Genomic DNA, 14,112 nt, shown 5'->3' with positions numbered 1-14,112 from the left:
TTGAGCTATGCTGTGGTGAAGTGTCGACGCCTCAACCGGTCCTTCGAAGGGGTCCGGGAGACTTCACGCTGTCTTGTCGGCGTCCTTGGTTTCGTCCTTGCCCGTGATGACCCGAGCGATGCTCGTCTTGGTCACCCGCATCTTGACATCCTTGTCCTCGTCGATCTTGATGAGGACGTCCTCGCCATCCTTATTGACGCTGGCGACGACTCCGTAGACGCCACCGATAGTGACGACTTTGTCGTTCTTTTTCAGATTCCCAAGCAGGTCTTCCTTCTCCTGCGCCTTCTTCTTCTCGGGCAGGATGAACAGGAAGTAGAAGATGCCGAACGTCAACGCCAACGGGACGACGTAGATCCAAAACGGAGGTTGCTCGGCGTTGATCGTGGGTTCGGCGCCGGGCTCGACTTTCACCGCTCCTTGTCCAGCATCCCCTTGAGCGAAGAGCGTGAAATCCGGCCAATCCGTACCCATCGAACGTTCTCGTTTCCATCAATCGCCGACCGCCGACACCCCGCGGAGTCTTCATCCTTGCGGTGGCGGCTTGGTTCCCGTGGTTCGCTTGCTTGGGGACAGCGTCGCCGCCCCATCGCCCCTTCCGATCTTAACGATTGTATGGAAAGTAGCGAGCCAGACGCGGCAATGCTAGAGGGAGTCTCCAAATCGAACTCGGGTAGCCCCGAAATGCTGTGCGATCGGGGCGGCGAGGCCGCTGGAAGTCTCGAGCAATGATGATCCTGCCGGGACTCAACCTCCTTCCAATGCCTCTTGCACGCTTCGCGTGCCCAGGTTGAATCAACCTGGGCTAGCCGGGTATCCGATAACGGACGCACCCAGCCAGACGCGGCAATGCTAGAGGGAGTCGCCAAATCGAGCAAGAGCAGATGCCCGGTATTCGTTGAAGCGCCCATCTCGCAGACGTTCGCGAATTTCACGCATCCAGCGGCAATAGAACGCGATGTTGTGCAGCGAGACGATGATCGGCCCCAGCATCTCCCCCGCCATGAAGAGATGGCGGATGTAAGCCCGGCTGAAATGCCCCACATAGGGAGCCGGCCATTCCGGATCGAGCGGCCGCTCGTCCTCCGCGTAGCACGCGTTGCGGAGTTTGAGCCGTCCCTGGGTCGTGAACGCCGTCGCGTTGCGGCCGTTGCGCGTCGGCATCACGCAGTCGAACATGTCGACGCCACCCGCGACCGCTTCGAGCAGTTCGAGCGGTCGTCCCACGCCCATCAGGTATCTGGGCTTGGTTCTTGGCAGGTGACGCGCGGTCTTCGCCGCGACTTCGAGCATCACCTCCGACGGCTCGCCGACGCTGAGGCCCCCGATCGCGTAGCCGGGGAAGTCGAGTTCGACGAGTTGCTCGGCCGACTGCTGGCGAAGCTCCTCGTCGATGCCCCCTTGGACGATCCCGAAGAGCGACTGGTCCTCGCTCGTCAGGGCGTCGCGGCAGCGCCGGGCCCAACGGGTGGTTCGCTCGACCGCCGCGAGGACTTGCTCCTTCGGGGCCTGGGATGGGGGGCATTCATCGAAGCACATGATGATGTCGGCGCCGAGTTTTTCCTGGATCGCGACCGCCGTTTCGGGCGTCAGTTCGAGCCAACGTCCATCGATGTGCGAGCGAAAGCGGACTCCGTCGTCGTCGAGTTGCCGCAGATCTTCCAGGCTGAAGACTTGGTACCCGCCGCTGTCGGTGAGGATGGGGCGTTCCCAGTTCATGAAGCGGTGCAAGCCGCCGAGTTGGGCGACGCGGTCCTCGCCGGGACGCAGGGCCAGATGATAGGTATTTCCCAGGATGATCGAGGCTCCCGCAGCCTCGACCTGCTCGGGCAGCAGGCCCTTGACGCTCGCTTGGGTCCCCACCGGCATGAAGACCGGCGTTTCGACCACCCCGTGCGGCAGCGTCAGTCGGCCGAGCCGAGCTTCGGTTTGGGTGTCTTCGGCAAGGAGTTCGAAGGTAAGCGACACGTAGGGTTCCCTGAGGGGTGACGGGAGGAAGAGGGGGGCTTCTCCAATTCTATTCTCATCCAGATAAATCGCGAAACGCCGAAGTGCGCCCACCTTAATCCCCTCTTTGGACAAAGGAGGGGGGAAGAAGAGGGCTTCGCCCCAGCCTATGGTTAGCACCGCGGGGGCGTTACTCCAGTCGACGTGTTGCCGCCCTACGTCAGCGTCGCGCGGCACTTCTCGAGGAGCTTGCGGGTGGCGATGATGCCTTCGACCTCAGGAAGCTTCTTGCCCTCGTACTCGACGCCGACGTAGCCGTGATAGCCCGCGTCGAGGACAATCTTGAGCATCTTCATGTAGTCGGTGTGGGTCTCGTTGCCGTCTTCGTCGAAGTCGTGCGACTTGGCGCTGACAGCCTTCGCCCAGGGCATCAGCTCTTTGACACCCTTGTAGCGGTCGTACATCTTGCCGTCGCCGATGCGGAAGTTCCCGAAATCGGGCAGCGTGCCGCAGAAGGGGGAGTCGACCTCCTTCATGACGCCCGCGAGCCAGGCGCCATTCGAACTCAGCCCGCCGTGGTTCTCGACCAAGACGTTGATGTTCTGCTTGGAGGAGTACTCGCAGAGTTGGGCCAGCCCGTCGGCGGCGAGCTTCATCTGTTCGTCGTAGGAGCCCTTGCTGCGGGCGTTGACGCGAATCGAGTGCCCGCCGAGTTCCTTCGAGGCATCGACCCACTTCTTGTGGTTGTCGACGACTTGGGCCCGCTTCTTCTTGTCGGGGTCGCCGAGGTTGCCCTCGCGATCGACCATGATGAGCAGTTGCTTGACCCCGTAGTCGTCGGCGACCTTGTTGAGTTGCTTCAGGTAGTCGGACGAGGCGTCCTTGAAGAAGGTGTTGACGTACTCGATCGCGTCGATGCCGCACTGCTCCTTGGCGACGCGGGCGAAGTCGAGGTTGGTGATCTTCTGGTCGGACTTGCCCTGAAGCGCCAAGTGGAGCGACCACTCGGCCAGGGAAATCTCGAAGCCCTTCTTTGTCTCCGCGGCAAGTGCCGACCCAAAGGCGCCGACGGCCAGCGAACCGGTTGCCAGAAGTGAACGCTTCAGGAACTGACGTCTGCTCGTACTCATGTTCGTCCCCCCGCCGGAGAGTTGGTGCGCGATCGCCCCGGCACGGCGCCGAGGTGACGGTTCTCCCGGTGAATCCCTCAAATGACCACGTGCTTTCATACGGGCATCGTGGCGCAACGGCGAGGGAGGGGCCAAGTCTCTCCCTCGTGGCGAATCCAGGTTGGTTCAACCTGGGGCGGGATCGGCGGGGAGATGTTGGAGAAGGGGCATTGTTCGGCGGATGGTGGTCGGTCCGAGACTTCCAGCGCCTTCGGCGCACCGGTAGCGAAGCAACCGGTGCTAGCCGTTGAGTTGGTAGCGAAGCAACCGGTGCTAGCCGTTGAGTTGGTAGCGAAGCAACCGGTGCGAGCCTCTTCTTTGGGTAGCCCAGGTTGGTTCAACCTGGGGCGGGATCGGCGGGGAGATGTTGGGGAAGGGTCATTGTTCGGCGGTTGGTGGTCGGTCCGAGACTTCCAGCGCCTTCGGCGCACCGGTAGCGAAGCAACCGGTGCTAGCCATTGAGTTGGTAGCGAAGCAAGCGGTGCTAGCCGTTGAGTTGGTCGCGTAACAAGCGGTGCGAGCCGTTGAGTTGGTAGCGTAACAAGCGGTGCGAGCCATTGAGTTGGTCGCGAAGCAAGCGGTGCGAGCCTCTTCTTTGGGTAGCCCAGGTTGGTTCAACCTGGGGCGGGATCGGCGGGGAGATGTTGGGGAAGGGGCATTGTTCGGCGGATGGTGGTCGGTCCGAGACTTCCAGCGCCTTCGGCGCACCGGTAGCGAAGCAACCGGTGCTAGCCATTGAGTTGGTAGCGTAACAAGCGGTGCGAGCCATTGAGTTGGTAGCGAAGCAAGCGGTGCGAGCCTCTTCTTTGGGTAGCCCAGGTTGGTTCAACCTGGGGCGGGATCGGCGGGGAGATGTTGGAGGAAGGGTCTTTGTTCGGCGGATGGTGGTCGGTCCGAGACTTCCAGCGCCTTCGGCGCACCGGTAGCGAAGCAACCGGTGCTAGCCATTGAGTTGGTAGCGTAACAAGCGGTGCTAGCCGTTGAGTTGGTAGCGAAGCAACCGGTGCTAGCCGTTGAGTTGGTAGCGAAGCAACCGGTGCTCGCCGCCCGTTGGGCCTGGATTCGATCATTTCTCGCTCCCGAGACGAGAGGCGTGACAGAGGTGGGGGCAGCCGTTACGATGCGGCTCTCCGTCCTACGTCCGTCACCGACTCATTGGAGGCGGTCCCTGCCTTGGACGCGTTGGGCTTCACGACTCTCAAGGGGAACACGATGAACGAGTTCTTGAATAGGGCTGTCTTTTTTGGCGGCGCCCTGTGGCTGACCGGAACGGTGACGGTGGTCGGCGACGAACCGACATTGGTCACCGAGGGCCCGAAAGTGGTCGTGCCGGCGCCCGACGATGACGCGGTTCGGCATCTCTCGTGGCCAAAGATCGTTCGTGCCGACGACGGTACGCTTGTTGTCGCCTACAGTGCCGGAGTCGGTCACAACCGAGGGGCGTCCGGGTTGGCGGTCTCGCGTTCGACGGATCAGGGCCGGACCTTTTCGGCTCCGGAGCTCCTCTGTTACTACCCGGACGACGATGATCGGTATCGCGATCTGGGCAACGTCGCGCTCGGGGTCGGCGAGGATGGGGCGCTGATCCTCCTGGCCATGGCGTACCACGGGGAGAAGGCCAACACGATTCTCGGCTGGCGCTCGCTCGACAACGGACGGACGTGGCAGCGAGTGGACACCTCCGCCCTCGCCGAGAACAAGACCGGTTCCGTCTTCGGGCATGTCTTCCCGATTCCCGGCAAGGGGATGGCGGTGTGCGGTCACTATCGCCAACCGAAAGGCGATGGGCTGTGGATCGCCACCTCGAGCGACAACGGGAAGACCTGGGGGCCGCCGGAGACGATCACCGACGCGAAGTACTTCGAGCCCGTTTTCATCGAGTCAGGTGGCAAGCTCCTGGGCCTCGCGCGGGAGAACAAAGCCCACGCCTATCACCAGTTCGTCAGTTCCGACCACGGGAGGAGTTGGGCCTTCACCGAACGGGCGCTTCGAGGGGACGCTCGGGCGGTACATCCGAGTCCATTCGTGGTCGCCGACCCAGTCAACCCGCGAAGGCTGTTGGCTCTCGTGTCCGAGCGGGCGCCGGTGCAGAGGGTTTCTCTTTGGGAAGCCGACCGCGACGAACTGCGTTGGCGACGCGTCGGCCTGATCGTCGAGGAGGAGGGGGAGTGGGATTGGGCCTATCCCTGGATGACGCACCTGGGCGGCAATGAGTGGTTTCTCGTCTACTACAAGGGCAGCAAGCAGGCCGCGTCGATTCACGGAGCGAGGATCGCCGTCCCCGACCAGGTGTCACGGTCGGAGGGAGGTGGCAAGTAGCCTCCGCGACCGCTCGCAGCCCGATGGATCTATTCGCAGCCGGTATCGAACGGCCCTTTTGGCCAATCTCGGCACTTGATCAACTCGACGAATCCACCGATTCGCCTGCGTTTATTCTCCTTGATCTTGGCCGAGATTGTTCGTGCTCGCGTTGGCCCGCTTCAATCAACGAACTGCTAGGACACGAACAATCGGAATGGGGAAGCGGGCAAGTTGAGAAACAACGGTGAGGAGTGTTGCTTGATTCCCGGCGTGAGTTGGTTATCCTCAACCTCTTGGATACGTTCACCTTTCGCGGGGCTGGGACGGGCAGTCGCCCAACGTCGATCGAGTGAAACTTTTTTCCCTCGATTGAACGTTCACTTGTTAAAGTGCGTACCAGCAGGGTAGCGAAAGCGTAGCGTTTCGCGAACCATGAGCGATGTGCTGGGGAATTCGATCGCATCCATTCACCATGCCGACGGGTATCGGTGATCCCTCCCCACACGTCAAGCATTCCCATCGAGGATCGAGCATTGACGACTGACGCCGTCATCGAAACACGAAATCTCACCAAGGTTTATCGCGATTTCTGGGGCCGTAAGAAGGTCGACGCTCTCAAGTCCCTGAACTTGACGGTTCAGCGCGGCGAGATCTTCGGCCTCCTCGGGCCCAACGGGTCGGGAAAGACGACCAGCATCAAACTGCTGCTGGGACTCCTCTTTCCCTCCAACGGCGAAGCCTTGGTGCTGGGCAAACCCGCCAGTGATGTCGCGAAGAATGAGCGGATCGGCTACCTGCCGGAAGAGTCCTATCTCTACCGCTTCCTCAACGCCGAGGAGACGCTCGACTTTTACGGCCGGCTCTTTGACATTAGCGGCAAGGAACGACGCAAGCGGATCGACAGCCTGATCCAGCAGGTCGGCCTCAACCGGGCTCGCAAGCGGGTGCTCAAGGAGTACTCCAAGGGCATGACGCGGCGCATCGGCGTCGCCCAGGCCCTGATCAACGACCCCGAGCTGATCCTGCTCGACGAGCCGACCTCCGGGCTCGACCCCCTCGGTACCCGCGAGATGAAGGACCTTATCCGCAGCCTCCGCGACGAGGGCAAGACGGTCGTCTTGTGCAGTCACCTCCTCGCCGACGTCCAGGACGTCTGCGACCGGATCGCGATCCTGCACCAGGGCGAACTGAAGGAACTCGGCCGCGTCAGCGATCTCTTGAGCATTCAGGACATGACCGAGATCAAGGTCGGCGGCCTGAGTGACGAGGCCAAGGAAGAGATCCGTCAGGTGGTCGCCCGTCATAACGGGAACCTGGTCAGCATGGGCCATCCCTCGACCACGCTCGAGGACCTCTTCCTGAAGATCATTCGGGAAAGCGAAGCCCATCCCGGTCGCCGCTACCTGCCCGAACGGGAAGGGGAACAGCCGACCGAGCCACCCGTTTCCAGCAACTAAGACAGCAACCAGAGATTCAAAGCGTCCGACGGGAAAAGGGCCCAACGCTCCATGTTCGCGATGGTGATTGAGACAACCAACCCGAGTCTTCTCTACTCGATGCCCCACTGGAGTCTTCCATTCTGGTGGATCGGCACGGTCTTGATTCTCTCGGTGTTCGGCTTCGCGGGTGCCTTGCTGCTGACGTGGTTGAAGACCCACTCGGCGGCGCGGGCGTTCCAGCTCACGGTCAAGGCCCTCTTTGAGGGACTCATCGAGATCGTGACCCTGCCCGCTGGTTGCAGCCGGATCTTCGCGCTCGCCAAGCTCAGCTTCCGCGAAGCGATCCGCCGCCGAATCCTCTATGTCTTCTTCCTCTTTCTGATCCCGTTCCTCTTCGCGGGATGGTATCTACCCAACAGCCCCGAGGGCCAGCTCCGCTTTCTCGTCGCGTTCGTCAACGGGGCGATCTCGTGGTTGCTCATACCGCTGTCGGTCTTCCTGGTCTCGATGAGCCTGCCGACCGACATCCAGCAGCACACCATCTATACCGTCGTCACCAAGCCGGTCCGCCGATTGGAGATTCTCGTCGGTCGCATCTTGGGCTTCATGGGAATCTTCACGCTCGTGCTCTTGATCATGGGCGGGGTGGGGCTGATCTACCTTCGCGGGCAGTCCGATGCCACCGTCCGGCAGTCGCAGTGGACCGCCCGGGTGCCGATCTACGCCACCGCCCCCGAGGACGTCACGACGGCCAACGAATTGAAGCTGCCGCTGATGTTCTACAAGAAGGGCCAACTGCAAGCCCAGGGCACCAACGTCGGCAAAGAGTGGGCCTACCGCAGTCATATCGAGGGAGCGACCAGCGACTCGGCCCACTGGTTCTTTCAGTTCGATCCGAGCCAGTTCCAGAACCGAGAAGAAGTCCCCGTCGAATTGACCTTCGACATCTTCAAGACCACCAAGGGCGATCCGACCCGTCCGGGAGCGGAGGAGTCCGGCGTTTGGTGTCTGCTGCGGTTCGTCGATCGCAAAACCGGCGAGACCGTCTTCGACCGGACCTTCCGCGTCAACAACAACCGCGGCAACGTCGTCTACGTTCCCGCCAAGGCCTTCGCGAGCGGCAACGTCGAAGTGATCGCCCAATGCCTGACGCGGAACCAGTTCCTCGGGATGGCGCCGGCCGACCTCTACTTGCTGGCCGATGAACGGACCTTCGAGGGGAACTTCCTCAAGGGCTTGGTCACGATCTGGCTGAAGATCCTCTTGCTGACCTGCGTCGCGGTGACCGCGAGCACCTTCCTCAAGGGATTCGTGACCATCCTCTTTACCTTCATGGTCTACATCCTCGGCTTTTTCCACGACTTCATGATCGGCATCGTCACCGGTCAGGTCCGTGGCGGCGGCCCGCTGGAGTCGTCGATCCGACTGTTCACGCAGAACAACCAGGTCACCGACCTCGACCCCAACTTTTTCAACCGGATCGCGCTGGGGGTCGACATGCTTCTGCTCGAGCTTATGAGAGCCCTCGCGTACATCATCCCGAACTTGACGCTGCTCGATACCGCCGAGTTCGTCGCGTCGGGCTTCGACATCCCGTGGGCCCTGCTCCTGCGGAACGCACTCTTCGTCATCGGCTACGTGGTGCCGGTGGTGATCTTTGGCTACTTCGTCTTCAAGAACCGGGAGCTGGCGGCATGAATTCCTCGCGTCAGCGGAAAATCGCATACTTGCTCGCGATCGTCGTTCTCTTCACGGGCATCATCGGCGTCGGCCAGTGGATCCAGTGGTCCGCCGACAAGAATGGGCTTGCTCAGAAGAGCCTCGGCAAGGTCAACCCGATCAGCGGCACCGCCCAACTCGTCTTCATGGGAATGCGTGGCGTCGCGGTCACCTTCCTCTGGCACGAGGCGATCGAACTCAAGAAGCACGAACGCTGGTTCGAGATCCGTCCGGTCCTCGAGTCGATCACGCTGCTCCAGCCGAACTTCGTCAATCCCTGGACCTTCCAGGCATGGAACATGGCGTACAACATCTGCGCCGAGTGGGAGTCGGTCCCCGACAAATACCACTGGATTCGCGAGGGGATCGACTTCATGAAAAATGCGGTCGAGACCAACAAGGACAAGACCGACATGGAGTGGTACGTCGGTTGGCTTTACCACAACCGCTTCGGCATGAGCGACGAGAAGACCTTCCTCCGCGACATGTTCCGCAACGAGACCGACGACAACTTTGCCCTCGCCCAAAGTGGCATCAAGGACAACTTCCAAGTCGCCTACGACTGGTTCGGGCAAGCCAACGACACCATTCGCCGACTCCAGGAACCGCCGAAGTCGAAGGGAATCATGCCCTTCATGACCTACCCGGCGCTGGCGAAGTCCTACTACGCCGACCTGATGCAACAAGAGGGGACCTTCGGCGAGAAGACCAAGAACGCTTGGCGCGCCGGCCACAACGAGTGGCTCGAGTTCGGCCGGGAAGGGGGCCCCGACAAGGACGAGGATCTCAAGCTTCGACTCGAATACTCGCCGGAAGAGTGGAACAAGCTGACCGACACGCAGCGGTATTGGGTCGACCGCTATCGCGGCGTGGTCAACTACAACTCCTGGAAGAAGCGGACCGCGACCGAGTCGACCGACGAGATGCAGGAGGCTCGCGAAGCTTTCTACAACGCCGAGAAGGATCGCAAGGAAGGCAACTACAAGAAGGCGATCGCCGAGTACGAGAAGGCCTTCCCGCTTTGGCGTCAAGTCATGGAGCGTGACGCCAACATGAGGGAAGACTTAACGACGATCGAGGACTCGCAGAAGTACGAGCGAAACTACCTGCGGCTGCTCCGCTTGCTCGACCAGAAGCTTCCCGCCACGCGTCCTTTCGAGGGGCTCTTTAAGCCCGCCGAGGAGACCCCGATCGCGCCGGCGACCGACTTGAAGCGAGACGAGCCCAAGCCGATCGAGCCCAAGCCCGCCGCCGAGCGTGCCGAGGCCAAGTCCAAGGACGCCGCCAAGAAGGAGTAGGTCAGGCCATTGCCTGGCACTTGGAACGTAGGGTTCCCCTCTCCCCGTGGGAGAGCGAGCCTCTTGTTCCCCTCTCCCGTCGGGAGAGCGAGCCTCTTGTTCCCCTCTCCCGTCGGGAGAGCGAGCCTCTTGTTCCCCCTCTCCCGTCGGGAGAGCGAGCCTCTTGTTCCCCCTCCCGTCGGGAGAGCGAGCCTCTTGTTCCCCCTCTCCCGTCGGGAGAGCGAGCCTCTTGTTCCCCCTCTCCCGTCGGGAGAGCGAGCCTCTTGTTCCCCCTCCCGTCGGGAGAGCGAGCCTCTTGTTCCCCCTCTCCCGTCGGGAGAGGGGTTAGGGGTGAGGGGGCTTTCTTCCGACAAACCGCCTCGTTTCTTCAGAACGCTTCGTTCCCTCACCCATCTCGCGTCGCTCATCGACCTCTCGCCGTGGGAGAGGGAAGGAGTGCCTGATATCGAACGACAGTCCAGCCACGACGGTCCTCTCCAAACACCGTGGATTGGCCATCGACGAACGACCGTCGTGAGGCACTGTCACCCTGTTGCCATGGCCGCTGGGTGATCGGGCCGACTCCCTGCGATTCTCTGACCTATTGTGCTGGTTTTTCCGGATGCACTTCGTAGCCATACCGAACAACCGGGCGCCGCGCTCACCGCTTGTCCGACTCTCTCATCACTGATCACATGGCCGGATGAAGCGCGGCCGTAGGGGTTCCGGAGGTTCCTTCGGTCACACCACGGAGGCGTATCACAACATGGATCCAGAGATTCTCGTTACGTTCGCGGCGTCGGGGGAACAGAGCCTGGGCGAGATCGCCACCGGGGCTTGGGGCTTCCTACATATCTTTTGGTGGCTCGTCGCGTTCGCCGCGTCGGTTACCGCTCTCGTCTTTGCCTTTCGCTTCTACAAGGATGTCGTCGCCGCCGATCCGGGTGACGAGGATATGATTCGCATCGCCGGGTACGTCTCCCGAGGGGCGATGGCATACCTCTGGCAGCAATACAAAGTGGTCGGCATCGTCTTCGCGGTAATCTTCGGACTCCTGGCGATCCTGGCCTACGGACTCGACGCGCAGTCCGGTTGGGTCCCGTTCGCCTTCATCACTGGCGGTTTCTTCAGCGGCTTGGCCGGGTTCTTCGGCATGAAGACCGCGACCGCCGCGAGTAGCCGGACGACCGCCGCCGCTCGCAACTCGCTCAATCAAGGCCTTCAAGTCGCGTTTCGCTCGGGCGCTGTCATGGGACTGACCGTCGTCGGCCTCGGGCTTATCGACATCACCGCTTGGTTCTTCGTCCTCTACTTCGTTGTTCCGTGGTTCGTCGAACCGCTCTCGCTCGAGGAAATCACCGTCGCGATGCTTTGCTTCGGGATGGGTGCGAGCACGCAGGCTCTCTTCGCTCGTGTCGGCGGCGGTATCTTTACCAAGGCCGCGGACGTCGGGGCGGACCTCGTTGGTAAGGTCGAAGCGGGCATCCCCGAAGACGATCCTCGCAACCCAGCGACCATCGCCGACAACGTCGGGGACAACGTCGGGGACGTCGCGGGCATGGGGGCCGACCTCTATGAGTCGTTCTGCGGCTCGATCCTCGCCTCGGCGGCACTGGGCGTCGCGGCGATGGCCTCGCAGTCGGTGGAGATGGGCTGGGACGTCAATCGGACGGCCGAGATGCAGCTCTACGCGATCCTGCTTCCGATGGCCCTGGGTGGCATTGGCACGCTGCTCTCGATCGTCGGAATCTTTTGGGTTCGCACCGAGGAGAACGCCGACCAGGCGACCCTTCTCAAAGCGCTCGCCCGCGGTATCGACGGCTCGAGCCTGATGGTGATCGCGGCGGCTTTCCTGCTCGTCTTCATGGTCCTCGGATTCTCCTACTGGGGGATCGCGATGGCGGTCGTTGTCGGCTTGGCGGCCGGCTGGGCGATCGGCAAGTGGACCGAGTATTCGACCAGTGATGTCTACCAACCGACGCGCTCGATCGCCGACCAGGCCCAGTACGGCCCCGCGACCGTGATCATCGCCGGCATCGCCGAAGGCATGCAGAGCACCTGGGTGCCGACCCTTCTGGTCTGTGTCGGAACGGTCTTGTCCTACGGCTTCGCGACCGGATTCGAGTTCGACGATCCAAATTACATTTCCCTCGGCCTCTACGGCATTGGCGTCGCCGCGGTCGGCATGCTCAGCACGCTGGGCATCACGCTGGCGACCGATGCTTACGGGCCGATTGCCGACAACGCCGGCGGTAACGCCGAGATGACCCATCAAGATCCGATCGTTCGCGAGCGGACCGACGCTCTCGACAGCCTCGGCAACACCACCGCCGCGACGGGCAAGGGCTTCGCGATCGGTTCGGCGGCGTTGACGGCTCTGGCGCTCCTTGCCGCGTATGTCGAGGAAGTCCGCTTCGGCTATGTCCGCTGGGCACGCTCGGTGTCGATCGAATCGATCGAGCAGGCGGGCGAGGAGGGCTATCCGCTCGACGGGCGGGTCTTCGTCAAGATGGCCGCGCCGCACTCGCCGATCGAGGCGCTCGAGGACGAAGGGGCTCCCGCGGAGACCGAACCAGCCGGAGAAGCGACCCTCTATCCGACGCCCTTCATGCGGATCACCGACGATCCCAAGGACGATGTTCGCGTCCAGGAAGCGAACATGCGTAACTTCATGGACTTGCTCGATGTCAACGCGATGAACCCGAGGTTCCTTGTCGGGATTCTGCTCGGGTCGATGCTCGTCTTCACCTTCAGCGCGATGACGATGAAGGCGGTGGGACGCGCGGCGGGCCAGATGGTGGCCGAGGTCCGAAGGCAGTTCAAAGAGATTCCCGGCATCATGGACGGCAGCGCCACGCCCGAGTACGCTTCCTGCGTGGAGATCAGCACCCGCTCGGCGCAGATCGAGATGATTCCCCCCTCGATGCTGGCGCTCATCTCGCCGGTCCTGGCCGGGTTGTTGCTCGGTATCGCCGGGGTGATCGGCCTGTTGATCGGGACACTCGCGACCGGGTTCGCGACCGCGGTCATGATGGCCAACGCCGGTGGCGCTTGGGACAATGCCAAGAAGTACATCGAAGCGGGCAACTACGGCGGTAAGGGTTCCGAGGCTCACAAGGCGGGCGTCGTCGGCGATACCGTCGGTGATCCCTTCAAGGACACCAGCGGCCCGTCGATCAACATTCTCATCAAGATGATGAGCATGGTCTCGGTGGTCGTGGCCGGCTTCATCGTCATGTACAACATCGCTGGCTGATCATCATGCAACTTTGTCGATTTCGCGGTCCCAGTAACGCCGCGCGGGTGGGGTTGATCGAGGGGGATCACGTCCAGATGCTTGCCGAGGACGCGGGAACGCTCTCGTCGATCCTCGCCAAGCCCGACCTGACGGCGTTTCTCAAGGAAGCGTCGGTGTCGGCGACAACCGCCAGGCCGCTGGGCGATACCCAACTGCTCGCTCCGATCGACGACCAGGAGGTCTGGGCCGCCGGCGTGACGTACAAGCGAAGCCAAACGGCTCGCATGGAGGAGTCGGAGCAAGCCGCCTCTTTCTACGACAGAGTCTACTCCGCTGAACGTCCGGAGATCTTCTTCAAGGCGACGCCCCATCGCGTCGTCGGGCCCGGCCAAGCGGTGCGTGTTCGCCAAGACACTGCCTGGACCGTTCCCGAGCCGGAACTAGCGCTTGTCCTCTCGCCGAAACTCGAGATCGTCGGCTACACCGTCGGCAACGACATGAGCGCTCGCGACATCGAGGGGGAGAACCCGCTCTACCTGCCGCAAGCGAAGATGTACAGTCAGTGCGCGGCTCTGGGACCGGTCATCACGCTGGTCGATCAGATGCCGAACATCGCGGACACCTCGATTGTCCTCGAGATCAAGCGGGATGGTGCCGAGGCCTTTCGAGGCGAAACCAGCACGTCGCAGATCAATCGTAGCCTCGAGGGGCTCGTCGACTGGCTCGGACGCGACAACTCGTTTCCCAATGGCGCCTTCCTGATGACGGGAACGGGCATCGTTCCGCCCGATGACTTTTCTCTCTGTCCCGGCGACGAGGTTCTCATCACCATCGACGGCATCGGCACCCTGGCCAATCCCGTCGTGCAGGGATAGTTTCCGTCTCTACTGCTCCCCCCTTGTCCAAGGGGGGACATTGGGAGGAACTCCCTGGTCAGGGGAGGACACTGACTACCGGGTGGCTTAACCGAGTCGCGAACCCCGATTGACGAGCTATCTGGGCCATCCATCCGCCCCGCTGGA

9 protein-coding genes are annotated in these 14,112 nt (G+C 62.0%); 6 read left to right on the top strand and 3 right to left on the bottom strand.

The window, feature by feature from the left end; genetic code table 11:
• Window positions 1-63 precede the first annotated feature (63 nt).
• From yajC to Pan216_RS24100, 3 genes are all read right to left on the bottom strand, one after another.
• The gene (yajC, locus tag Pan216_RS24110; protein ID WP_145262166.1) at window positions 64-474 is read right to left on the bottom strand and encodes a preprotein translocase subunit YajC; all 411 of its coding nucleotides are present in this window, start codon (window positions 472-474) and stop codon (window positions 64-66) included.
• A gap of 378 nt (window positions 475-852) precedes the next feature.
• Window positions 853-1,968: a tRNA guanosine(34) transglycosylase Tgt gene (gene tgt, locus Pan216_RS24105; RefSeq protein WP_145262164.1), complete on the bottom strand. Its 1,116-nt coding sequence runs from the start codon at window positions 1,966-1,968 to the stop codon at window positions 853-855.
• A 194-nt stretch (window positions 1,969-2,162) separates the two neighbouring features.
• Entirely contained in the window at window positions 2,163-3,077 is a 915-nt protein-coding gene (locus Pan216_RS24100; protein ID WP_145262162.1) for a TIM barrel protein, read from the bottom strand.
• Between the two features lie 1,251 nt (window positions 3,078-4,328).
• Here Pan216_RS24100 and Pan216_RS24095 point away from each other — a divergent pair.
• The 6 genes from Pan216_RS24095 to Pan216_RS24070 all read left to right on the top strand — a co-directional run bounded on the left by Pan216_RS24095 (window position 4,329) and on the right by Pan216_RS24070 (window position 13,965).
• Window positions 4,329-5,435 carry a sialidase family protein gene (locus Pan216_RS24095; protein ID WP_145262161.1) on the top strand — a complete coding sequence of 369 codons (1,107 nt, stop codon included), beginning with the start codon at window positions 4,329-4,331 and terminating at the stop codon, window positions 5,433-5,435.
• A gap of 515 nt (window positions 5,436-5,950) precedes the next feature.
• Window positions 5,951-6,874, top strand: coding sequence for an ABC transporter ATP-binding protein (locus Pan216_RS24090; protein ID WP_145262159.1), 924 nt, complete (start codon window positions 5,951-5,953; stop codon window positions 6,872-6,874).
• 51 nt (window positions 6,875-6,925) lie between these two features.
• Window positions 6,926-8,554, top strand: a complete 1,629-nt coding sequence (locus tag Pan216_RS24085; protein WP_145262157.1) for an ABC transporter permease — start codon at window positions 6,926-6,928, stop codon at window positions 8,552-8,554.
• Window positions 8,551-9,873, top strand: coding sequence for a hypothetical protein (locus Pan216_RS24080; protein WP_145262155.1), 1,323 nt, complete (start codon window positions 8,551-8,553; stop codon window positions 9,871-9,873). Before Pan216_RS24085 ends, Pan216_RS24080 begins: the two co-directional genes overlap by 4 nt.
• A 745-nt stretch (window positions 9,874-10,618) precedes the next feature.
• Window positions 10,619-13,108, top strand: coding sequence for a sodium-translocating pyrophosphatase (locus Pan216_RS24075; protein WP_145262153.1), 2,490 nt, complete (start codon window positions 10,619-10,621; stop codon window positions 13,106-13,108).
• A gap of 5 nt (window positions 13,109-13,113) precedes the next feature.
• Window positions 13,114-13,965: a fumarylacetoacetate hydrolase family protein gene (locus Pan216_RS24070; RefSeq protein WP_145262151.1), complete on the top strand. Its 852-nt coding sequence runs from the start codon at window positions 13,114-13,116 to the stop codon at window positions 13,963-13,965.
• The last annotated feature ends 147 nt before the right edge of the window (window positions 13,966-14,112 follow it).

Source organism: Kolteria novifilia (assembly GCA_007748055.1).
Classification (GTDB): Bacteria; Planctomycetota; Planctomycetia; order Kolteriales; family Kolteriaceae; genus Kolteria; species Kolteria novifilia.
Note: the sequence above shows the minus strand (reverse complement) of the source record. Positions and strands in the feature narration are given on the sequence as shown.